Source organism: Pseudomonas sp. HN8-3 (assembly GCF_020790195.1).
GTDB lineage: Bacteria > Pseudomonadota > Gammaproteobacteria > Pseudomonadales > Pseudomonadaceae > Aquipseudomonas > Aquipseudomonas synxantha_A.
The window spans coordinates 3,565,406-3,587,640 of sequence record NZ_CP086206.1 but is presented as its reverse complement, the minus strand read 5'-3'; the positions used below and the strand labels follow the sequence as shown (position 1 = coordinate 3,587,640).

23 protein-coding genes are annotated in these 22,235 nt (G+C 59.0%); 6 read left to right on the top strand and 17 right to left on the bottom strand.

The window, feature by feature from the left end; genetic code table 11:
* Window positions 1–67 precede the first annotated feature (67 nt).
* The 4 genes from LJX92_RS15800 to LJX92_RS15785 are packed head-to-tail and all read right to left on the bottom strand — an operon-like array spanning window position 68 to window position 4,685.
* Window positions 68–1,321 carry an efflux RND transporter periplasmic adaptor subunit gene (locus LJX92_RS15800; protein ID WP_228308585.1) on the bottom strand — a complete coding sequence of 418 codons (1,254 nt, stop codon included), beginning with the start codon at window positions 1,319–1,321 and terminating at the stop codon, window positions 68–70.
* A complete protein-coding gene (locus LJX92_RS15795) occupies window positions 1,311–2,789 on the bottom strand; it encodes a TolC family protein (protein WP_032880603.1) in 1,479 nt (492 codons plus the stop codon). Before LJX92_RS15795 ends, LJX92_RS15800 begins: the two co-directional genes overlap by 11 nt.
* Window positions 2,782–3,981, bottom strand: a complete 1,200-nt coding sequence (locus tag LJX92_RS15790; RefSeq protein WP_032880604.1) for an ABC transporter permease — start codon at window positions 3,979–3,981, stop codon at window positions 2,782–2,784. Before LJX92_RS15790 ends, LJX92_RS15795 begins: the two co-directional genes overlap by 8 nt.
* Window positions 3,978–4,685 (bottom strand): ABC transporter ATP-binding protein, encoded by a 708-nt coding sequence (locus tag LJX92_RS15785; RefSeq protein WP_148853516.1) that lies wholly within the window; start codon window positions 4,683–4,685, stop codon window positions 3,978–3,980. Before LJX92_RS15785 ends, LJX92_RS15790 begins: the two co-directional genes overlap by 4 nt.
* Window positions 4,686–5,041: 356 nt before the next feature.
* Here LJX92_RS15785 and LJX92_RS15780 point away from each other — a divergent pair, with 356 nt between their 5' ends.
* Entirely contained in the window at window positions 5,042–5,773 is a 732-nt protein-coding gene (locus LJX92_RS15780; RefSeq protein ID WP_032880606.1) for a TetR/AcrR family transcriptional regulator, read from the top strand.
* Window positions 5,774–6,000: 227 nt separating this feature from the next.
* Here the strand turns inward: LJX92_RS15780 and LJX92_RS15775 are convergent, their stop codons facing one another.
* Both LJX92_RS15775 and LJX92_RS15770 read right to left on the bottom strand, forming a co-directional pair.
* Entirely contained in the window at window positions 6,001–7,062 is a 1,062-nt protein-coding gene (locus LJX92_RS15775; protein ID WP_032880607.1) for an FUSC family protein, read from the bottom strand.
* Window positions 7,063–7,225: 163 nt separating this feature from the next.
* Window positions 7,226–8,842, bottom strand: a complete 1,617-nt coding sequence (locus LJX92_RS15770) for an NADP-dependent glyceraldehyde-3-phosphate dehydrogenase (RefSeq protein ID WP_103734491.1) — start codon at window positions 8,840–8,842, stop codon at window positions 7,226–7,228.
* A 138-nt stretch (window positions 8,843–8,980) separates the two neighbouring features.
* Here LJX92_RS15770 and LJX92_RS15765 point away from each other — a divergent pair, with 138 nt between their 5' ends.
* On the top strand, window positions 8,981–9,841 hold the full coding sequence (locus LJX92_RS15765; protein WP_032880609.1) for a Dyp-type peroxidase: 861 nt from the start codon (window positions 8,981–8,983) through the stop codon (window positions 9,839–9,841).
* Window positions 9,842–9,870: 29 nt separating this feature from the next.
* Here LJX92_RS15765 and LJX92_RS15760 read toward each other — a convergent pair whose 3' ends face one another.
* Window positions 9,871–10,392: a DUF3087 family protein gene (locus tag LJX92_RS15760; RefSeq protein WP_032880610.1), complete on the bottom strand. Its 522-nt coding sequence runs from the start codon at window positions 10,390–10,392 to the stop codon at window positions 9,871–9,873.
* A gap of 115 nt (window positions 10,393–10,507) precedes the next feature.
* Here LJX92_RS15760 and LJX92_RS15755 point away from each other — a divergent pair, with 115 nt between their 5' ends.
* Together LJX92_RS15755 and LJX92_RS15750 are read left to right on the top strand one after the other, a co-directional pair.
* Entirely contained in the window at window positions 10,508–10,687 is a 180-nt protein-coding gene (locus tag LJX92_RS15755; protein ID WP_103734494.1) for a hypothetical protein, read from the top strand.
* 12 nt (window positions 10,688–10,699) lie between these two features.
* Window positions 10,700–10,894 carry a DUF6021 family protein gene (locus LJX92_RS15750; RefSeq protein ID WP_005789138.1) on the top strand — a complete coding sequence of 65 codons (195 nt, stop codon included), beginning with the start codon at window positions 10,700–10,702 and terminating at the stop codon, window positions 10,892–10,894.
* A gap of 30 nt (window positions 10,895–10,924) precedes the next feature.
* On the opposite strand, the gene LJX92_RS15745 is transcribed toward LJX92_RS15750, so the two are convergent.
* Window positions 10,925–11,161: a DUF6555 family protein gene (locus tag LJX92_RS15745; protein WP_005789137.1), complete on the bottom strand. Its 237-nt coding sequence runs from the start codon at window positions 11,159–11,161 to the stop codon at window positions 10,925–10,927.
* 120 nt (window positions 11,162–11,281) lie between these two features.
* Between LJX92_RS15745 and LJX92_RS15740 the strand changes: the two genes are divergently transcribed.
* Both LJX92_RS15740 and LJX92_RS15735 read left to right on the top strand, forming a co-directional pair.
* Window positions 11,282–12,115: an arylamine N-acetyltransferase family protein gene (locus LJX92_RS15740; protein ID WP_228308584.1), complete on the top strand. Its 834-nt coding sequence runs from the start codon at window positions 11,282–11,284 to the stop codon at window positions 12,113–12,115.
* A 125-nt stretch (window positions 12,116–12,240) separates the two neighbouring features.
* Window positions 12,241–12,993, top strand: coding sequence for an outer membrane beta-barrel protein (locus tag LJX92_RS15735; RefSeq protein ID WP_228308583.1), 753 nt, complete (start codon window positions 12,241–12,243; stop codon window positions 12,991–12,993).
* Between the two features lie 151 nt (window positions 12,994–13,144).
* Here LJX92_RS15735 and LJX92_RS15730 read toward each other — a convergent pair whose 3' ends face one another.
* From LJX92_RS15730 to nuoI, 9 genes are all read right to left on the bottom strand, one after another.
* On the bottom strand, window positions 13,145–14,398 hold the full coding sequence (locus LJX92_RS15730) for an MFS transporter (RefSeq protein WP_228308582.1): 1,254 nt from the start codon (window positions 14,396–14,398) through the stop codon (window positions 13,145–13,147).
* Window positions 14,346–14,750 carry a carbamoyltransferase C-terminal domain-containing protein gene (locus LJX92_RS27130; protein WP_416309121.1) on the bottom strand — a complete coding sequence of 135 codons (405 nt, stop codon included), beginning with the start codon at window positions 14,748–14,750 and terminating at the stop codon, window positions 14,346–14,348. Before LJX92_RS27130 ends, LJX92_RS15730 begins: the two co-directional genes overlap by 53 nt.
* 585 nt (window positions 14,751–15,335) lie before the next feature.
* Window positions 15,336–15,650 carry a helix-turn-helix domain-containing protein gene (locus LJX92_RS15725; protein ID WP_032880613.1) on the bottom strand — a complete coding sequence of 105 codons (315 nt, stop codon included), beginning with the start codon at window positions 15,648–15,650 and terminating at the stop codon, window positions 15,336–15,338.
* A gap of 295 nt (window positions 15,651–15,945) precedes the next feature.
* Window positions 15,946–17,409 (bottom strand): NADH-quinone oxidoreductase subunit NuoN, encoded by a 1,464-nt coding sequence (nuoN, locus tag LJX92_RS15720; protein ID WP_032880614.1) that lies wholly within the window; start codon window positions 17,407–17,409, stop codon window positions 15,946–15,948.
* A 7-nt stretch (window positions 17,410–17,416) separates the two neighbouring features.
* A complete protein-coding gene (nuoM, locus tag LJX92_RS15715; RefSeq protein ID WP_103734497.1) occupies window positions 17,417–18,949 on the bottom strand; it encodes an NADH-quinone oxidoreductase subunit M in 1,533 nt (510 codons plus the stop codon).
* 55 nt (window positions 18,950–19,004) lie between these two features.
* Window positions 19,005–20,858: an NADH-quinone oxidoreductase subunit L gene (gene nuoL / locus LJX92_RS15710; protein ID WP_046068643.1), complete on the bottom strand. Its 1,854-nt coding sequence runs from the start codon at window positions 20,856–20,858 to the stop codon at window positions 19,005–19,007.
* Complete coding sequence (gene nuoK / locus LJX92_RS15705) at window positions 20,855–21,163, bottom strand: NADH-quinone oxidoreductase subunit NuoK (protein ID WP_003174727.1); 309 nt, start codon at window positions 21,161–21,163, stop codon at window positions 20,855–20,857. The genes nuoL and nuoK overlap by 4 nt, the downstream gene beginning before the upstream one ends.
* Window positions 21,164–21,165: 2 nt before the next feature.
* The gene (gene nuoJ, locus LJX92_RS15700) at window positions 21,166–21,669 is read right to left on the bottom strand and encodes an NADH-quinone oxidoreductase subunit J (protein WP_003174726.1); all 504 of its coding nucleotides are present in this window, start codon (window positions 21,667–21,669) and stop codon (window positions 21,166–21,168) included.
* A 9-nt stretch (window positions 21,670–21,678) separates the two neighbouring features.
* Window positions 21,679–22,227 (bottom strand): NADH-quinone oxidoreductase subunit NuoI, encoded by a 549-nt coding sequence (gene nuoI / locus LJX92_RS15695; protein ID WP_003174725.1) that lies wholly within the window; start codon window positions 22,225–22,227, stop codon window positions 21,679–21,681.
* Window positions 22,228–22,235: the final 8 nt, after the last annotated feature.

Genomic DNA, 22,235 nt, shown 5'->3' with positions numbered 1-22,235 from the left:
AGTAAATACATTTGTGGCTGATGCACCGCTATCGGGAGCAAGCCCCCTCCCACATGTTGATCTGCGCTTATCTTGAGGTTTTCACGAAGCCTGGTTTGAGTCCGAATACCTCAACGCCCTGGGGCGTCGATTGCCCAGTGGTCACTTTCACCCGCTGCACCGGTTTATCCATCGCCGCCCGATACTCCACCGTCATGTCCGCCTGGATCGCCTGGCTGGGAATCACGATCGCCTGGTCATTGTTATAAGTGACAATCGTCAACCGCGCACTCATGCCCAGACGCACCCGTTGCAACTGCTGCGGCGTCAGCGCGGGGATCGACAGGGTCACCGGAAATTGTGCGCTGCCCTGGTTGTCGCTGGCGATGGCCAAGCCACTGACCACGCTGACCGAGCCGGTCAGCCGTTCGCCGTCGAAGCCATCGCCCATTACTTCCACCGCCTGGCCCTGGTGCAACTGGTTGATGTCCAGCTCGGAGACCTTGGCGACGATTTTCAGCCGCTCGATATTGGCCAGGCCAAACAGCACTTGGCCCTGGCTGACCTTGCTGCCGGCCTGCACCGGCGCGTTGTTGTTGCCACCCCCTTGGGCGTTGTTGCTGCTGCCGGGCGCGGGCACTACGATGCCGGAGAACGGTGCCTTGACCTCCTTGCCTTCAAGGAGTTTTTGCAAGGCTTCGTATTTCACCGTGGCATTGGTCAGCTCCATTTCGGCAATCTGTCGGTATTCGCCTCTGCCTTGGTCCTGGGCCTGTTGCAGTTCGCCGCGCGCCGCTGCCAGGTCGAGTTGCTGCTGTTGGGTTTGCTGCTTGAGATCGTCCAGTTCGTTGCGCGGAATGATGCCGCGTTTGAACAGGTTTTCGCTTTCGGTGAGCTTGCGTTGGGTGTTGCCAGCGGTCATTTCAGCGGTGCGCAAGCTGCGGCGGGCGCGGCTGACGGCGGGGCTGCTGTCCCAGTCCTGCATTTCCTGCACAGTGCGCCGGGCCTTGAGCTGGGCGGAGAGGGCGTCGCGCAACTGCACTTCAAGAGTCGCCGGGTCCATGCGCAACAGCACCTGGCCGGCCTCGACGCGCTGGCCTTGTTCGACCAGGTTGGCCAACACGTTGCCGTCGAACGGCGCCGTGAGGGTGACGGTAGTGTCGGGCTCGATCTTGCCCACCAGGCCGATCTGGTGCACCAGCGGGTCGGGTTTTACCTCCAGCCATTGCTCGGCGGTGCTGGCCTGCTCGGCACCGCTGCGCTGGCTGAGCAGACCGATGGCCGCGCCGGCTAACAACACGATTAGGGCAACGGCGAGCAAGCGTTTTTGATTAGTAGTCATTGAGGGCGATTTCCCAACTTTCCAGCGTCATGCCCAGGGTCAGGTCGAGTTGAGTCTGGGCGTTCAAATAAGCGATCAGCGCGTTGAGCTGGGCATTTTCGGCGTTGCGCAGGTCGGTTTCGAAGCTCAACACCTGGAAGTTGGTGGAGCGCCCGGCACTGAGTTTTTCCCGTTCGATTTCGATCTTGCGCCGTGACAACTCCACGGCACGCTTGGAAATTTCATATTGGCGCCAGCGGGTGCCGAGGTCACGCACCACGTTGTTGACGTTGCGCTCCAGCTCCTGGCGCGCATCGGTAATGCGGATTTCCTGGTCCTCGACGTTCACTCGCGCACGTACTTCGGCCTGGCGCGTGCTGATGTCGCCAATGGGGATCTGCACCTGCACCCCGGCGTAGCTGTCCCAGGTACGGTTATTGTCATGGCCGTTGTTGTTGTCGGTGGCGGCGCGCACCTGGTTGGCGCCGGCGACCAGGTCCACTTGCCAGCGCCCGGAGTCCTTGGCGATCACCAGGTTGAGGTCGGCCTGTTGGCTACCGAGCAGGGCGGCGAGGTATTCCGGTTGCTGGTTTTGCGCCAGGTTGAAGGCTTGGCGTTGGTCAATTTCCATGGGGTTGGCCTCCAGGGCTTCGGTGGCGCGCACTGGTGTCGACAGGTCCAGCGCCAGCAGGCGCAGCAAGGCCAGGCGGCTGGTGTCCAGTTGATTGCGAGCTTCTTCCACGCCCAACTGCTGGGTGGCGATGTCGGCTTCGGTTTGCACGATCTCGAACTCGGCCATGCGCCCGGCGCTGATCAGTGCCTTGTTCACGTCCAGCAAGGTGTTGGAGCGCTTGAGCGCGTCCTGTACGATCACCAGTTGTTCCTGGGCACGCAGCAGTTCGCGATAGGTGGCGATGATTTGGCTGATGGTTTGCGCCACAGTGGCCTTGAGGTTCAGGCGGTTGGCCTGCTCGGCCAGGCGCGACAGGCGCAGCGGCGCGGTGGTGGCGTCCCAGCCGGCGCCGCGCATCAGCGGTTGGATGATCGCCAGGTCGAGCCCGTCGCTGCGGTAACGGCCGGCGCGGTTGGCGTTGTTCAACTGCTGGGTCCAGGCCATGCTCAAGCGCGTGCCGTATTCGCCGAGCAGGCTGCTGGTCGGTGCCAGATTGGCGTTGCGCACGTTGTCCTGGGAGCCACGGGAGGTACGGTAGTTACTGTTGAGGGTCAGCTTGGGGTTGAACACGTCCTCGGCGACACGCAGGTCAAACTTCTGCGCCACCCGTTGCAGGTAGGCGCTACGTATCGCCGGGTTGTTGCGCAGGCCCAGGTACACCGCGTCACCCAGGGTCATGGTGGTGGCCTGGGCATTCAGCGACACGCCGCGCTCGTAGCCGCTGCGGGTACTGCTGGCCGCCGAAGGGTTGATAACCATCTCGGCAGTCATGCCCGGCAGGCTGATCAGCAGAAGGAGCAGCCCGCACTTATTCATCGCGCAGGGCCTCCACCGGCTGTAACCGCGAGGCCGAGACCGCCGGGTAGATGCCAAAGAACAAACCTACCAGTAACGTACTGCCCACCCCCAGGGGCAGGGCGGCCACCGCCAGGGCAAATGCCCAGCCCGACAGCCACGCATACAGCCAGGCGGCGGTCATGCCCAGCACCGCACCGCACAGCGCACCCACGGCGGTGAGCGTGACGGCTTCGAGCAGGAACAGGTTACGGATATCGCGCTGACGTGCGCCCAGGGCCATGCGGATGCCGATCTCGCGACGGCGCTCGGACACATTCATCAGCATCACGTTCATCACCCCGACACCGCCGCCCACCAGGGAAATCGCGCCAAGGGCCAGCAGCAGGTAGGCGAAGGTGCGACTTTGGCGCGTCATGCCATCGATCATCTGCTGGGGCACCGTGATATTGACGTCGTGGTCGCTGAGTTGGGGTTGCAGCGCAGCGGTGGCGTCCCTCGCGATACGCTCCATGTCCTGCCCTGGCGCCGCACGGATGATCACATTGCTGATCTGCGGGGTGGCATAGATGCGGCGCATACCTTCGGCCGGAATAAACAACGACTCGTTGGCCTGCACTGGCATCAGCATGGCCCGGGGCTGGTCGTGCAGGATGCCCACGATCAGAAACAGGTAGTCGTTGATGCGCACGCGGTCGCCCAGTTGCAGTGGGTCGCCCGGCGCACTGAGGGCCTGGGCAAGTGGGTCACCAATCACAGCGAAAGTTTCGCTGGCGTCGAAGGCCGACAGGAAGCGCCCCTCGCGCACGGCCAGGCGCATGGCGGCCTGTATACCCGGCGTGCTGCCGACCAGGTTGGCATTGGTGGTGCGCCCATGAAACACGATGGGCCCGCTGAACAGGCTGAGCGCGCCGATATGGGCAATGCCCGGTACGGCCAGGCGTACGGCGTCGAGGTCGAGTTGGGTACGCATCGGCACATTGCTGCTGCCCTTGGGCGGAAACTGGGCGATGAGGGTATCGGTGCCCATGTCCTTGAAGATCATCGCGGCATCCACTGCCGCGTTATGGCCGATATTGATCAGCGCCACTACCGAGGAGCTGCCGATCACAATGCCCAGCAGCGCCAGGATCGAACGTTTGCCCAGGGTGCGCAGGCTGATCAAGGCTTCATGCAGCAGTTGGCTGAGGCTCTGCTCGACCCGCAGGCTCATAGGCGCCCGGCCTCGTGTACTACACCGTTGCGCACCAGGATCTTGCGCTCCAGGCGCTCGGCAATGTGGGCGTCGTGGGTGACGATGATCAGCGTGACCTGTTGCTCGCGGTTGAGGGCCAGCAGCAGGTCCATGATTTCCTGTGCGGTGGCGCTGTCGAGGTTGCCGGTGGGTTCGTCGGCGAGGATCACCGAGGGTTTGCCGACCAGTGCGCGGGCAATGGCGACGCGCTGACGCTGCCCGCCGGAGAGGTCGGCCGGGCGATGGTGGGCGCGCTCGGCCAGGCCGACTTGATCAAGCATACGCTGGGCCTGTTCCACCGATTCATGTCGCGATACGCCGCGATAACTCAAGGGCAGCGCGACGTTGTCCAGGGCGCTCAGGCGTGGCAGCAGGTTGAAGCTCTGGAACACAAAACCGATCTGCTGGTTGCGGATCGCGGCCAGTTCGTCGGGCGTGGCGTTGAAAATATCGTGACCGGCAAAGTGGTACTGGCCGCAGTTGGGCAGGTCCAGCAGGCCAAGAATGTTGAGCAGGGTGCTCTTGCCGGAACCGGAGGCACCGAGGATGCCGCAGCTGTCACCGCGAGCGATGGACAGGCACACGTCATTGAGAATGCTCAGTTCCTGCCCGGCGAGCTGATAGCGCTTGCCGATGCCTTGCAGGGAGATCAAGCCTGGTTGCGTGGGGGTGTCTGTCATCATGACTACGCCTGCAGTCACGACGGTACTGCCATGCCCCCGGAAAATCCTTGTAACAAGTTCGGGAGCTGCCTGTACGCGTCACGGACTGGTTTTATTTCTTGTTTTTAAAATATTGTTTGAATAATACCTGCGTTCAATCTGCTTCGCCAGCCATGGATGTAGAGCGGTTTTACCCTTTGAAACGATTTGCCGAATGCAGGTTTCGGATCAGTAGAAATGCTTTCAATCGGTCTCGATAGCCCGGTTATACAGGCTTTTAGTGATATGGCGGAGTGTCACTACTTGCTTTCGCCGGGCCGCCCCGGTATAAAAAATCAAATTATTTTTTAAAACAATATTTCCGCCGTGGAACCCTTATGGTCGCGAAGAAACTCAGCGCTCCAAACGTTACCAAGACTCGATTGCTGGATGCGACAGAGGCCCTCTTCATCAAGTACGGCTACGACGCCGTGTTGCTACGCCAGATAACCGAACGCGCCCAGGTCAACCTGGCGGCGGTGAACTACCACTTCGGGGACAAGGACTCCCTGATGAAAACTCTGCTGATGCAACGCCTGGAGCCGCTCAACGAGCAGCGCCTGGAATTGCTCGCCCGCTGCGAAGCCGAATCCGATGGCCCGCTGGATTGCGACACGCTGCTGGGCGTGCTGTTTGCCCCGGCCATGGGCCTGGAACGCAGCGACCCGGCCAGCGGGGAAGGGCGCTCGTTCATTCGCTTCCTTGGCCGGGTTTACAGCGACACCTCGCCGTTTATCCAGGAATACCTCAAGGTGCATTACCAGCCGGTGTTCCAGCGCTTCTTCGAAGCCTTCGCCCTGGCACTGCCAGACCTGCCGCGCAATGAGCTGGGCGTACGCCTGCAATTTGCCCTCAAGGCGATTTCCGGGGTCATGGCCGGCACCGAACTGCGCCTGCTGATGAACTCCATGAGCCTGGGCCGCCCGGCGACGGATGCGGAGGTGATGGCGAAGTTGATTACCTTGGTGTCGGCGGCGATTCGAGTGCCACAGCAGAGTGCCGAGGCTGAGACGGCGCTGGCCAAGGTGCTGGAGACTCAGCGCGCCATTCGCGAACAGGCCACACGCTGAAGCCAATCCCCGACCCCTTGCAGGAGCGAGCAAGCTCGCTCCTACCGACTCGGGTGGCCTAGGCAAAACCCAGGCAAAAAAAAGCCCGCTGGGGCGGCGGGCTTGATATGCAACGTTTGTAACGGATGAGGCTTTACCCTACGTTCTGGGATGTGAACAAATCGTGAAAAATATGTAAGAGAAAGTGTGAATGTGTCGATGTGCGTAAAGCTCCCGTCCAGCTGTCGCTAAATCTTCCAGCGTGCGGCACCTTTGGCAAGCCGTTGACGCATCTGATCCACGTTCGCCGCCAGTTGCAAGGTCAATAGTCGATACCCATCCAACGCACTGTAAACCGGCGCATCCAGCGCAGGCTCACTGCCTGTGGCGTAACTGCTACGCTCCAACCGCTCCGTCACCCCCGACTTCAACGCCCGCGCCATTCCCACCAACTGCACTCGAATCTGCCGGTGCTCGGCCTTGAGCATCACCTGCATCCGCGCCGTGGCCTGCTTGTCGCGCGGGTCTGGCCGGGTATTGCCGAGAATCTCCAGGGTACTGATGCACATGCGCAGGTGACGCTGGATCGCGTCCAGTTCGGTCATGGAGATCCGCACTTCCTTGGACACCGATGGCATCAACGAGCGCAGTTGCAACATTGCTGCATTCAGGCGGTTGAGCAGCTTGAGGTGTTCATCATCGGTCACCGATTGGCCACCGATGATGCGGCTGTAGATCTGCGCGCAATCACGCAATGCACTGGCTAGGTTGTAGCGCCATGAGTACACCGCATACAGTGGCAGGGCGAAGGAGAAGGCCAGGGCCAGTACGATGCCGATCAGGATATCGACGGTGCGCCACAAGCCATCAGAGATCGGATTGTCCCCGTGGCCGGCAACGATAAACACCGTGATCGCCGACAGCAGCGCGATGTAACCGCCCTTACCGATGGCATGGTAGGAAAAGAACCCGCACACCACCGACATCAACAGATAGGTCAACAGCGGCAGGCCGAAGTAAGCCTGTTGCACCACCAGCAGTAAACCGACGCTGGCGCCGATCAAGGTGCCGTAAGCGCGCTCCACGGCTTTTTTGCCGATATTGCCATGGTGCTGCAAGCCGCCGATCACGATCAGCATGGTCACCGATGCCCATTCGCCGTGGGGCAGGTTCAGGCCGCTGGTGAGCAGGATGGTCGCCAGCAAACCGACGGATACGCGCGCGGCGTGGATCAGCTTGGCGTGGCGAAAGCGCCGGTACGGGTCGAGCAGGGGGCGCAGCAGGCGCCGGGCAAAAATGGGCAGGTTCATCGGTATTGAAGTGGCCTCAAATGTATGAATGTGCTCGACTCAATGTGGGAGCTGGCTTGCCTGCGATAGCATCACCGCGACCTGACTGAAAGACCGAGGTGCCCGCATCGCAGGCAAGCCAGCTACTACACTGACCTGTCTGCATATTGGAACGGGGTTGGCTTCAGAAAATGTAATCGGTCGTCAGGAAGCTCGAGTCACGGTTGCGCAGGATATCGCTGACCAACGCCTTGTTACTCTCCTGGAACTTGGTCGCCACCAGGGTGCGGATCGAAAACACGCGCAAGGCGTCATGCACCGACAGCGTGCCTTCGGCCGAGTTCTTGCGGCCGTTGAACGGAAAGGTGTCCGGCCCGCGCTGGCACTGGGCGTTGATATTGATACGGCCGACCTGGTTGGCGAAGGTGTCTACCAGGCGCCCGACCTCGACGGGGTTGGTACCGAAAATGCTCAACTGCTGGCCGAAGTCCGAGTCCAGCACGTAGTCGATCACGGTCTCCAGGTCACGGTAGGGCACGATCGGCACCACCGGGCCGAATTGCTCTTCATGGTAGACGCGCATCTGCGGGTTCACCGGGTACAGCACCGCCGGGTAGAAGAACGAACCACGGCTGCTGCCGCCCTCGCTATTGACCACCTGGGCGCCGTGTCGGGCGGCATCGGCCACCAGTTCGTTGAGGTAATCCACCTTGCCCACTTCCGGCAGTGGCGTCAGCGCCACGCCGTCTTCCCAGGGCATACCGGGCTTGAGCGTCGCGAGTTTGGTGTTGAATTTCTCGATAAAGCTATCGACGACATCTTCATGCACGAACAGGATCTTCAATGCAGTGCAACGCTGGCCGTTAAATGACAGCGAACCGGTGACCGCTTCACTCACCGCGTTATCCAGATCCACCTCGGGCAGCACGATCCCGGGGTTCTTCGCATCCAGCCCCAGCGCAGCACGCAAGCGGTGTGGCTTGGGGTGCAGTTTTTTCAAGTCGCTGGCAGCCTTGTTGGTGCCGATAAACGCGAAGATATCGATCTTGCCACTGGCCATCAGCGCGCTCACGGTTTCGCGGCCGCTGCCGTAGATCACGTTGATCACCCCGGCCGGGAAGCTGTCGCGGAACGCCTCCAGCAAGGGGCGGATCAACAGCACACCGAGCTTGGCCGGTTTGAACACCACGGTATTGCCCATGATCAACGCCGGGATCAGTGTGGTGAAGGTCTCGTTCAACGGGTAGTTATAAGGCCCCATGCACAGCGCCACGCCCAGCGGTACGCGGCGGATTTGCCCGAGGGTGTCCTGCTCCAGCTCGAAGCGGCTGCTGCGGCGGTCGAGTTCCTTGAGGGCGTTGATGGTGTCGGTGATGTAGTCGCAGGTGCGGTCGAATTCTTTCTGCGAGTCCTTGAGGTTCTTGCCGATTTCCCACATCAGCAGCTTCACCACCGCATCGCGCTGTTCGCGCATACGCCGCAAAAATGCCTCGACGTGCTGGATACGTTCGACAACGCGCATTGTCGGCCACTCACCCTGGCCACGGTCATAGGCACGCACGGCGGCATCCAGGGCGGTGAGGGCGGTGTCGGCATCCAGCAATGGCGTGCTGCCGATATGCACGCGCTCATCGCCCAGTTGCACCGGGCTTTGCACGCGAGCGAGCGGGCCGTTCCACACCCGCAGCTGGCCATCGACCAGGTAATCACGCTGCTCAATGGGCGCCGCCAGGCGAAATTGCTCGGGAATCTGGGTGACGGAAGTGGGAAACAGCTGGGCGAGCAGGTTGCTGGTGGTCATGTCGCTACCCCTGGAATAGTTGCAAAACATGACTAGAGAGTCACCCAACTAGCGGCTCTAAGGCAAGGCTTACGCGCATTGTTGTTCGCAGCGCGGTGCGCGCCGGGTAAACTGCGCGGCTTTTCAGAAGGAGTTCACATGAGTCAGTACCAGCCGGGCATTCTTGCCGCACCGGTGCCTTTGCAGGCCCGCCATCTGTTTTTCGCCCTCGATTCCCTGCAAGCCGTGCCCGCGGCGCTGGACGCGCTGGTGCAGTTGACGGATGCGGCGGCCGTGGTCGGTTTCGGTGAACCGCTGGTAAAGGCGCTGGGCGCCGAAATTGAAGGGCTGCGTGCATTCCCCGCCGTCAGCGGCCCTGGCGCTGACAACCCCTCGACTCAACAGGCCCTGTGGGTATGGCTGCATGGGGTGGATCGTGGCGAGTTGCTGCTGCGTAGTCGTGCCATCGAGAAAGCCCTGGCCCCGGCGTTTCGCCTGGTGCAATCGACTGAAGGCTTCCGCTACAAGACCGGATTTGACCTGACCGACTACGAAGACGGCACCGAAAACCCTCACGACGATGCCGCCGTGGAGGCCGCCTTGACCGACAGCGGTGCCAGCTTTGCCGCTATCCAGCAATGGCAGCACGACCTGGACGGCTTCGCCGCGTTGCCGGCCCAGGAGCGTGACCACATCATCGGCCGCCGCCATGGCGACAACGAAGAACTCGACGACGCTCCGGAATCGGCCCACACCAAGCGCACAGCCCAGGAAAGCTTCACCCCGGAAGCCTTCGTGGTGCGACGCTCGATGCCTTGGGCCGAGAATGGCCAGGCAGGATTGATGTTCCTCGCGTTTGGCCATTCCTTCGATGCGTTTGAGGCGCAGCTTCGGCGTATGAGCGGGTTGGAGGATGGGATTGTCGATGGTTTGTATCGCATCAGTAAGCCATTGACTGGTGGCTATTACTGGTGTCCCCCGGTCAGGGAAGGGCGTCTGGACCTGAGTTTGGTTTTTTAACGACCTTTGCCTGCTCCCTGACGTACGCCTCAAGCGCTTTTGAGCGTTTCCAGCCACGCGGGGTCAAGCCGGGTTTGTTCGGTATCGATCCCCAGTGCGTGCATCTTGGTCTTGTGTGCGTCGATCTCGCCGACCAGTTGCGCCTGGGCGCTGGAGTTGGCATCCAGCTCATGCATTTGCGTCAGCCCCATGTGATAGAAACGCAACAGTTTGATGGCGGCCGGGTCGTTGGCTTGTACCCGCTCGGTGACCTTGTGCATTACGTTGGTCACGCTCATCAGGCTGCGCTTGAGTTGCCAGCCATACACCGCCGGCGCCAGCCAGGGCTGGGACCAGAACGGGCCACGCACCAGTGCGACGGTGATCAACACCCCGGCAAATACACCGCCGACATTGAAGCGAAAGTTGTCCCCCCCAGGCTCACCGAACAGCATCACCGCGAGGCTCGACAGCAGCATGGCCAGGGCCAGGAACAGCACGGCCACTATCAGCGTGCTGCGGCGGGTCTGTTGACGGTAGGTGACAGGGTCGCAGGGTTTGAGCTCGAACATCCGGGTCAGGTCTCCAGAAAGGGCGGTCATCTTCTCATGCTTGCAGCAATGAAGTTGAACGATGACTGCGCACGGTTTCTCTAAACCTGTGAAGCCCCTCATGAGGTAAGCCATCATGTCTGAACACAAGCAGCCACCGCCAGGTACACCGGATCCGAACCGCACGCCGGGTGAGGAGGAGCGCGACAACAATGCTTTGCGCCCCAACGATCCCAAAGAGCGTGGCCCCGACAACGATGTCGAGCACGTCGAACAAGACCTGGAAAACCTCCACGACAAAGCGCGCCCGCTTTAGCAGGAGTCTGTGATGAACAAACGTACCGATGGTCCCCACTCCAACGAGCACGCCAGTGGCAAGGATGAGCTGGGTTTCGACCCGGACTCGCCAGATGTGGCCGACCCTCAGGTCGACCCGGTAGGTCCGGCTATTGCGCCGCTGGATGAGAAAAAGTCATCTGAGAAAAAGCCGCCCTACGATCCGTTGGGCGACTTGAAGAAGTGAATCGAGCCCCGCCGTCGTGCGGGGCTTTGTTTATTTGGGTGGGGTCCAACTGACGTCGGTGATGCCGTATTTTTCCGCCCAGGGCCGGGTGGTTTTTTTCACTTGCTCGTGACCGACGCGGCCGATGCGGCTGACATGGGCAATGTCGGCATCAACGGCAGCCCAGTGCCAGGCTTCGGCGTTATTCATCACCTCGGCGCGCACCACGAAAGACTTGGGTTTACCGTGTAGCTGATAGTGGATGGTGTAGATTTTTGCGGTACTCATGTTGCCTCCCTGTCTTGTTATAGATGGATAGGCCAGCGTTCTAAAAGGTTCATTCAAAATGACAACGTACGCAGTGGCGCGGCATAGTGACGCTCTTGCCCTGCGCCCGAGGATCGCGCCATGCTCACACCCACGGATAGCCGCCTGTACCTGCAACGCCTGGGCTATGCCTCGCCACCGGCACCCACCTTGCAGACCCTGCGGGACTTGCAGCTGCGCCATGTCTGCACCTTTGCCTTTGAAAGCCTGTCGACCCTGATGCACGCGCCGGTGCCGATTGACCTGAAAAGCGTCACACAGAAGGTGTTGCACCAAGGACGCGGCGGCTATTGCTATGAGTTGAACCAGCTGTTCCTGGCCTTGTTGCAGGAGCTGGGCTATGAGGCTCGCGGCATTACCGGTCGTGTGGTGATTGGCGGGCCACCGGACGCCCACACCGGCCGTACTCATCGTCTGAGCCTGGTGACCCTCGACGGCGTGCGCTATATCACCGATGTCGGCTTCGGTGGCATGGTCCCCAGCAGCCCGTTGCAACTGGACAACGAAGCGCCCCAAGCCACTGCCCATGAGCCTTTTCGCCTGACATGCAATCAGGGCAGCTACACATTGTGGGCCCAGGTCGGTGAAGAGTGGCGCGGCTTGTACGTGTTCGATCTGCAAGTGCAGGCAGATATCGACTACGAAATCGGCAACTGGTACGTCTCCACGCACCCGGGGTCGCCGTTCGTTGGGCAGTTGAAGGCTGCGCTGCTTGCCCCCGGTAAACGTCATACCTTGGCCAACGCCCACTATGCGCTTCATTACCTGGATCGGCCCAGTGAAAAGCGCACGCTTCAAAGCGCCGACGAGTTGCTGGCGCTATTGCACGACACGTTCGGGATTCAGCTGCCGGATCAGCCTCAACTTCGCGAAGCCGTTGAAAGCCTTATCCGCACGAATCCTGAAGAATATTGAGATAGAGCCTTCGCTGAACCGTTTTTTCTCCATTTTGGTGCAAATCCGTTCGAACTTTTTGCAAACGCCAAGGTTCGAACCGATTCCTGAATACTTTGCCCACCTTAAAATGGAGATGTAAAACGATGTCCAAACTATTCGGAAAATTTTTCAAGAACACCTCGTTGCTGGCCCTGGTCGCTGCGCCTGGCGTGGTGTTCGCTGCACCTTCCACCGACCCGATCTCCACGTTCGGGATCCTGGGCAGCTACAACGACTTCAAGCTGGAAGGCGGTAGCGAAAGCGACAAGGACCACATGCCTGAAGCGGGCCTGTTCTATAACTTCGGCAACAAGCTCACCGCCGAGTCCGGCTTCATCTACCAGGCCGGTATCGAAGCCAAGTACGGCGAAAAAAGCGACAACAAGCTCAAGGAAGGCCAGGCCGACCTTAACCTCGGCTGGCGTGCCGCGCTGGATGCGCGCAACTTCGTCGACGTGATCGTAGGCGGTGGCTACACCTGGACCCGCTATGAGCCGGACACCAATGGCTACGATATGAAGCTGACCAACAAGTCGCCGTTCGCCAAGGCTGCGCTGGGCTACAACCACCAGTTCGATGACATGACGCTGCGCGTTGAAGCCGGCGCCCGTCACACCATCGATGGCCGTGCCAAACTCAAGGTAGACGGCGTTGGCAGCGACAGCGTGGACCTCAAGGACCGCACCAACCCCTATGCTGAAGTCAGCCTACTGATGAACCAGAAGGGCGACCTGCCAGTGATGGCGGGCCTGTACTACACCCGCACCGAGTACAAGCTCGACGACGACTCCTATGTGGCCGACAACACCAAGCTCAAGCGTGACGAATACGGCTTCAAGGTCGGTATTGCATTCTGACGCTGTTGTACTGCAAAAAACGCCCCGAATTCTCGGGGCGTTTTTTGGGTGGGCCAGGCATGGCGCGTTGCGCGCAAGCCTACTCGATCTTGGACTTGATTAGGTAACTTAAAGTAATAGGGGATTCACTGGGTGATCGTTTGATTCGGTACTAACTGACAGGTGTATGTGCTTGTTTTTTATACAAATATAGATAGAGCGCAATTGATACTGATGCAGTTAAAAAAGCCACGCATGCAGCCACAACAAAAGGGGCTGGGCGACCGCCTGCAATTATTAGCACTGTCCCTAAAGAAGGTCCAATTATAATGCATAGCATTTGGATGCTTCTGAAAGACATGGATACTCTTCCGATATTATCAGAAGGGCATAATTGTTGAAGTATTATATTGGACGATATGATTAATAACTCATAACTTAAACCATTCACAAACCAAATCAGCGGATAGACATAGGCTCTTCCAGGTACTTGGAAAAATACTAAAATGGCGGTCAGGATTAATGCTGCAGAAAAAATAAATAATGCATGTGATCGAAGTAGGATCTCATCGATATTGCTCAATTTGAACTTCATCAACAGTGCGGCACATATCGCGCCTCCGGCGGTTGCGGAAACGATCACTGAAAAATTAACTGGAGGTAAGCCTTCGTAGGCTAGAAAGGACGCCAAATGCGGGTCGTAAATTCCTAAAGCCAGCGATGTCAGTAGGGAGTATAAAAAGCCTATGCGTAGTTGAAAGGGCAAGGCTTTGAAAATAGAAAGTCCTCTTGTTATGTCGCGATAGAGTGGAAGGGTTTTCGTAGAGGAGTCATTAATTTGCGTTCGGAATGCCAGGCAAATAGACCTTAGGAGTGGAAAGGTTAATGAAGTGGCGGCAGCCGACAAAAAGAATAAATCCTTAGGTGATAATACTGCCGTTAACACACCTGCAAGTAATGGTGCAAGAATTTTGGAGGATTGATCAAATACACTGACGTGACTGAAAAATGATTTGCGCTCTTCGGCAAGTATCAGTTGTCGAACCATGATGGTTATCGAAGGGATGTAAAATAGGTTTGACACGCCTTTGAATAAAACCAAAAACAAAAAGCTCTGAAGGTCTGGAGACACTGCGAGTGCTACAGTAGATAGTGTGCGCAGTATGGCACCAAATAATAGTGTCTTCCTTGCGTCATGTCGATCTATCAGCGTTCCAACGATAGGGCCAAGAAACAACATTGGGGCACCCAGGCAAAAAGCCAGGAACGCTATCGATGAAGGAGATGCATGCCATAGATAGACGGGAACCGTGAAGATCAAAAAAATATCAAGCCATAGTGATAGGCTGGATAGCGCTTGCACGTAAATAAGCTTAGTTGACGTTTTCATCATGCCGATCTGAATTGAGAAAAAGCTTGTCTTCAAACACGAAGCCGTCGAGTCCATGTTCACTGGCGAATCGATACAGGTCGCTCAACCTATTTATAAAACCGCGGCCGTTAAAGTTTAGGGACGTGTTACAAAGTACGCCGACTCCTGATATATCACGATAGGCGCTCAGTAACTGATGCATACGAAGATTCTGCGATTTATTGACTGATTGAGGGCGCGCTGAGTTATCAACGTGCGTCACGGCTGGAATTTTAGATGAAATAACTTTTCGAAATTCCAGCATGAAAGGGGAGGGGTTGGACGGGCGAAAGTATTCAGCCATACATTCTTCTAAGCATATAGGCGCAATGGGTCGAAACCCCTCGCGCTTCTTGATTTTATTCAATCTAATGAGGTTTTCTCTAGGGTAGGGCGCCGCAAAATTACTCGTCTCATATATAGTTCCTCAGGATTATTGCCTTCGCAGATTTGCGATGCACTTAAACCGTATGAGTGTCTATTGTGATTGTCAATATTATTTCTTGAGCTGTATTATTTTTCAGTTGAGGCTTCCTGTGTTTTTCCAGGTATTTATCGGATCGGTCTGATTGGCATTTCCTACATTTCGCTCCATCGTTGATTTCTAAAAGTATTGGTTCATATACAAGACTGTAATATCCAGTTGCATATAAGCCGACGTTCCGTTGTCGTTGTGGTTCACATATTTTTCTTCGCGGGTGCTCAACGCTAGAAGCGTTTAGTCGAGGACACCAAATGCGGCGTATGGAATGCCTACGTTGATATTGATCTGCATCTGGCGTTTACGCTTGCGGCCGAAACCGCCATGCCTGGTGCTGTTCGACTCACTATGGTGGTGAGTCGAATGACTTGGAGGTGAAAGTCCTCTACACACCCGGCAAGGGTACGACACAAACTCCGCTGTGTGCTGTGGCGTCAATGGAAGCAGCCTACTACTCGATGCTTTCGCAGGTCAGCCCAGTGCAGCAAGTTGTGCCACGGTTTCCGGAAAGCGCGCGACCAGGCGGATCAGGGTGACCGCCTGGGCGTTGGGTTTGGCCCGGCCTTGTTCCCAGTTTTCCAGGGTCCGGATGTTCGTACGCAAGTACATGGCGAATACCGACCGGGAGAGGTTGAGTTGCTGGCGCACGGCGATCACCTCGTTTGCGGTAAGCGGTGCCAGTTTGTTGAGGTGGACTTTGTGGGCGCGCAGGGTGATTTTGCCCTGGCGTTCGTCGGCCAGGGCGTCGAAGCCTTCGATTAACTCTGAAGCAATAGTGCGTTTCATGCTGATCACTACGTAGGTTGCGTATGAATTGATCACTTTACGAAAGCAGGACGGAGCGCGATGTCAGCTGTCGCTGTATATCGGGTCAGACCATTCGCGATGCTAGCGTGGCATGGGACCGCGTTGAGCCCATGAGCATCCAACTGACGCTCCTCGATCCAAATGTGGGAGCGGGCTTGCTCGCGAAGGCGGCGGGGCAGTCAATACATTTGGTGACTAGAGCACCTACCCTTGCCCTGAAAACGCAAAACGGCGCCCAAAGGCGCCGTTCTGTTGACTGCATCAATCTAAGCGATCAAACCCCCAACACCGCATGCTGCACCAGGGTGAGCAACGGTTGCGGGTACACGCCCAGGAAGAACGCGAGCAGGGCGATGGCCAGCAGCATCACGCCACCGGCTTTCTGTTCCCAATGCAGCTCGGCATCCACACGGCGCAGGTTTGGCTCGATCAGGTACAGGGTGACCATCACGCGCAGGTAGTAGAACACGCCGATGGCGCTGCCCAGTACCAGGGACGCTACCAACCACCACTCGTGGGCTTCAACACCGGTTGCGACAATGTAGAACTTGCCGATAAAGCCCGCGGTCAGCGGAATGCCGGCCAGGGACAGCATCATTACGGTCAGCACGGCAGTCAGGTACGGACGGCGCCAGAACAGGCCGCGATATTCGTACAGGGCGTCGGCATCACGGCCTTTGAACGGCGAGGACATCAGCGTGATCACGCCGAACGCACCCAGGCTGGTGATCACGTAGGTAACCAGGTACACGCCCATGGCTTCCACGGCCAGGCCTTTGCTCGCCACCAGGGCGATCAGCAGGTAGCCGAAGTGAGCGATGGACGAGTAACCCAGCAGACGCTTGAGGTTGTTCTGGGTCAGGGCCAGCAGGTTACCGAACAGGATCGACGCGATGGCGATCACGGTCAGCACGGTGCTCAGCACACCGGTGTTGGCAGCAGGGGAGATCTGGAACAGACGCACCATCACCGCAAACACTGCAACCTTCGACGCGGTGGCCAGGAACGCCGCCACCGGCGCCGGGGCGCCTTCGTACACGTCCGGGGTCCACAGGTGGAAGGGTACCAGCGACAGCTTGAACGCCAGGCCGATCAGCATCATCGCCAGGCCAAGTTGGGCGATTGGCGCCGGGCTGTTGGTGGCGGCCAGGGCGTGGCCGATACCGGTGAAGCTCAGGCTGCCGGCTTCTGCGTAGAGCAGGGCCATACCGAACAACAGGAACGCGGAACCGGCCGCCGACAGCACCATGTACTTGATGCCGGCTTCCAGGGAGCGCTTGTTGAAGAAGGCGTAGGCCACCAGGCCGTAGGTCGGGATCGACAGCAGTTCCAGGCCGATGAACAAGCCGGCCAGGTGCTGCGCGCTGACCAGCACGATACCGCCGGCCGCAGCCAGCAGGATCAGCAGGTACAGCTCTTCCTTGTTACCCGGGTAGCCGGTGCCGCCTTCGCCGAGGTAGGCGTGGGCGAGGGTGACGCAGGCCAGGGTCGCCACCAGGATCAGGGCGATGTACAGCAACGCGAAGTCATCGACCATCATCAATGGCGTGACCGCCAGTGGCGCGACCTTGAGGGCCGGGATGATCGACAGCAGGGCCAGGTTCAACCCGGCGCAGGACAGCAGGAACGTTTGCGAGTGATTGCGGCGCCAGGCGATTGCCAGCATCACCACCACGATGGTGAGGCTGGTAATCAGCAGCGGCGCAAGCGCGATAAAGTGTTGGATCGTGAATTCCATAGCGCTCTTACCGGGCCGAAGCGAGTTGAGAGAAGGCGGTGCCGAACCACTGCTGCACGCCATGCATCGTTGCGGCAGAAGTGTCCAGGAACGGTTGCGGGTACACGCCGATGAAGATCAGCAACACCGCAAGGCCGAGCACCATGATCAGTTCGCGCGCATCCATCCCTTGCAGGACGGTGTCGGACTTGGCCGGGCCGAAGTAGGCGCGGTGGATCATGATCAGCGAGTACACCGAACCGAACACCAGGCCGGAGGTAGCAATGGCGCTGATCCACGGCGTCTGTACAAAGGCACCCATCAGGATCAGGAATTCGCCGATGAAGTTACCGGTCCCCGGCAAGCCCAGGGATGCAGCGGCGAAGAACAGGCTGATCGCCGGCAGATAAGCAATGCGCGACCACACGCCACCCATTTCACGCATGTCACGGGTGTGCAGGCGCTCGTACAACTGACCACTGAGGATAAACAGGGCAGCGGCCGAAACACCGTGGGCCAACATCTGGATCACTGCGCCTTGCAGCGCCAGCTGGCTGCCGGAGTAGATGCCGATCAGTACGAAACCCATGTGGGAAACGGACGAGAAGGCAATCAGGCGCTTGATGTCGGTTTGCGCGAAGGCCAGGAACGCACCGTAGAAGATCCCGATCAGACCCAGGGTCATGGCGATCGGCGCGAACTCGGCCGAGGCATTCGGGAACAGCGGCAGGGCGAAACGCAGCAGGCCGTAGGCCGCCGTCTTCAACAGGATACCGGCCAGGTCCACGGAACCGGCAGTCGGCGCCTGGGCGTGAGCGTCAGGCAACCAGGAGTGAAACGGCACCACTGGCAGCTTCACCGCGAAGGCGATGAAGAAGCCGAGCATCAGGATGTACTCGGTGGTCAGCGACATCTTGGTTTTCAACAGGTCGGCGTAGTTGAACGTAATAACGCCGGTGCTGTTGAAGTTGACCAGAACCAGGCCCAGGATCGCCACCAACATGATCAGGCCGGAAGCCTGGGTGAAGATGAAGAACTTGGTCGCCGCGTAGATCCGGGTTTTCTTGCCGTCCGAAGAACTGTGACCCCAGAGCGCGATGAGGAAGTACATCGGCACCAGCATCATTTCCCAGAAGAAGAAGAACATGAACAGGTCCAGCGCCAGGAACACGCCGACCACGCCGCCCAGGATCCACATCAGGTTCAGGTGGAAGAAGCCCACGTGACGCTGGATCTCTTTCCAGGAGCAGAGTACCGAGAGGATACCCAGCAGGCCGGTCAGCAGGATCATCAACAGCGACAGGCCGTCGAGGGCCAGGTGCACATTGATGCCGAAGCGCTGGATCCACACGTGCTTGAATTCAAGCGCGAAGGTCGGATCGACACCCGGTGCCGGAGCGAATGAATAGTCACCATGGGCCCACAGCCAGAGGCCGAGTGCGAGTTCCAGGGACATGGTCAGCAACGCAATCCAGCGGGGGAGGGTGGCGCCGAAGCGTTCACCCATCCAGCAGAGCAGGCCGCCGATAAAGGGGATCAGGATTAGCCAGGGCAGAATCATGACGGGCTCGTTTCCTTTCGCAAGTGTGCAAAGTACGCAGTGCACTTAAACATAGTCAGACCGCTACCACGACGATGGCGCCGATCACCAGCACGGCACCGGCCGCCATGGACGCTGCATACCAACGCAGTTGGCCAGTCTCGCTGCGGCTCAGGGCGGTGTGACCGGCCTTGGCGGCGCGCGGGATCAAACCGATGGTCTGGTCGAGTGGGTCTTTGCGCAGTACATGGCTGATGGCGAGGTATGGCTTGACGAACAGTTTGTCGTAGAGCCAATCGAAGCCCCAGGCAGCGAACCACCAGGCCGACAGGAAGCGCCCGATGCCACTGTTGGCCACGGCGGTCACGAAGCGACGCTTGCCGAGGAACAGCAGGGCGGCCAGCAGGATACCGGCGATGGCAATGGCGCCCGAGGCGATTTCCAGGCTGTGCTTGTCTGCGCCGCCGGCATGGCCGACGCTTTCTGGCAATACGCCGGCCAGTGGTGGAGTGATCATGGCGCCGATGAAGGTCGACAGGATGATCAGCACCGACAGTGGCAGCCAGTGGGAGATGCCATGGCCTGCGTGTGCTTCGGTCTTGGCTTCACCGTGGAAGGTGATGAAGATCAGACGGAAGGTGTACAGCGAGGTCATGAACGCACCCACCAAGCCTGCGTAGAGCAGGTTCTGGTTACCGCTGGCAAAGGCTTCCCAGAGGATTTCGTCCTTGGAGTAGAAACCGGCGGTCACCAACGGCAGGGCTGCGAGTGCGGCACCACCGACGATGAAGCTGGCGTAGGCCAGTGGCAGTTTCTTCCACAGGCCGCCCATCTTGAAGATGTTCTGCTCGTGGTGGCAGGCGACGATCACCGCACCGGAGGCGAGGAACAGCAGGGCCTTGAAGAACGCGTGGGTCATCAGGTGGAAGATCGCCGCGTCCCAGGCGCCAACGCCCAAGGCCAGGAACATGTAGCCGATCTGGCTCATGGTCGAGTAGGCGAGGATACGCTTGATGTCGGTTTGCACCAGCGCGGCGAAGCCGGCCAGTACCAGGGTCACGCCACCGACGATGCCTACAAGGTGCAGGATGTCCGGTGCCAGGGTGAACAGGCCGTGGGTACGGGCGATCAGGTAGACACCGGCGGTCACCATGGTTGCGGCGTGGATCAGTGCCGAAACCGGTGTAGGGCCAGCCATCGCATCCGCCAGCCAGGTTTGCAGCGGCAGTTGCGCGGATTTACCCACGGCGCCGCCCAGCAGCATCAGGGTCGCCAAGGTGATCCAGAAGTCGCCGACCTGGAATTTCTGCGGTGCCAGCACCAGCAGTTCCTGGATGTTCAGCGTGCCCACCTGTTGGAACAGGATGAACAGGCCAATGGCCATGAACACGTCGCCGATACGGGTGACGATAAATGCCTTGAGTGCCGCATTGCCGTTGTTGCGGTTGCTGTAGTAGAAACCGATCAACAGGTACGAGCACAGGCCCACGCCTTCCCAGCCGAAGTACAGGAACAACAGGTTATCGCCGAGCACCAGGAACAACATGCTGGCGATAAACAGGTTGGTGTACGAGAAGAAGCGCGAGTAGCCTGCTTCACCGCGCATGTACCAAGACGCGAACAGGTGGATCAAAAAGCCTACACCGACCACCACGCCGAGCATGGTGATCGACAGGCCGTCGACGTAGAGGGCGAAGTTGGGCTTGAAGCCTTCCACCGACATCCACTGCCACAGCACCAGGGTGTAGTGACCGCCTTCTGGCGGCGCCACGTTGAATTGCCAGATGACGTAGGCGGCCACGATGGCCGACAGGCCGATGGAACCCACGCCGATCAAGGCCGAGAGGTTTTCCGACCAGCGCCCGCGAGAGAACGACAGCAGCAGGAAACCGATCAGGGGGAATACGAAAGTCAGAAAGATCATGTTCATCCGCGCATCTCACTGGCAGCGTCGATATCAAGCGTGTGGAAGCGACGATACAGCTGCAGCAGGATCGCCAGGCCAATACTGGCTTCGGCGGCTGCAAGGCTGATCACCAGGATGAACATGACTTGTCCATCCGGCTGGCCCCAACGCGCGCCCGCCACGATGAACGCCAGTGCCGCGGCGTTCATCATGATTTCCAGGCTCATCAACACGAACAGAATGTTACGGCGCACCATCAGGCCGACCAGGCCAAGGCAGAACAGGATGCCGGCGACCGCCAGACCATGCTCCAAAGGGATAGCAGGCATCGTCATTGCTCCTTGGCTTCGTTGCGGCCCAAGTGGAAGGCGGTGATGGCTGCGGCGAGCAGCAGCATCGAAGCCAGTTCGACCACCAGCAGGTACGGGCCGAACAGGCTGATGCCCACGGCTTTGGCGTCTACGGTGGTGTGGCCGATGGCCTGGCCGCTCTGGTGAGCGAACAGTACATACAGCAGTTCACCCAGCAGCAATGCTGCGAGGACAACCGGGCCGAGCCAGATGCCGGGCTTGAGCCAGACGCGCTCCTGGGCGACCGAAGCCGGCCCCAGGTTGAGCATCATCACCACAAACACGAACAGCACCATGATGGCGCCGGCGTAGGCGATCACTTCCAGTACACCGGCGAACGGTGCGCCGAGGCTGAAAAAGGTCATGGCCACGGCGATCAACGAAATGATCAGGTAGAGCAGGGCGTGCACGGGGTTGGTGTTGGTGATCACGCGAAGCGTGGACACCACTGCAATACCCGATGCGAAATAGAAAGCGAATTCCATCTTTCTTCCTTAAGGCAGCAAGCTCTTCACGTTGATCGGCTCGGCTTCGTTTTGTGCGGCGCCCTTCGGCTTACCGGCAACGGCCATACCTGCAACACGATAGAAGTTGTAATCAGGGTTTTTACCGGGACCAGAGATCAGCAGATCTTCTTTCTCGTACACCAGGTCCTGACGTTTGAACTCGGCCATCTCGAAATCCGGTGTGAGCTGGATTGCGGTGGTCGGGCAAGCTTCCTCGCAGAGGCCGCAGAAAATGCAGCGCGAGAAGTTGATACGGAAGAAGTCCGGGTACCAGCGACCGTCTTCGGTTTCAGCTTTCTGCAGGGAGATGCAACCCACCGGGCACGCCACGGCGCACAGGTTGCAGGCTACGCAACGCTCTTCGCCGTCGGGGTCGCGGGTCAGTACGATGCGGCCGCGATAGCGCGGCGGCAGGTACACCGCTTCTTCGGGGTATTGCAGGGTGTCGCGTTTGCGAAAGCCGTGACCGAACACCATCACCAGGCTTCGCAACTGGGTACCGGTACCCTTAACGATGTCGCCAATATATTTGAACATGGGTCAAA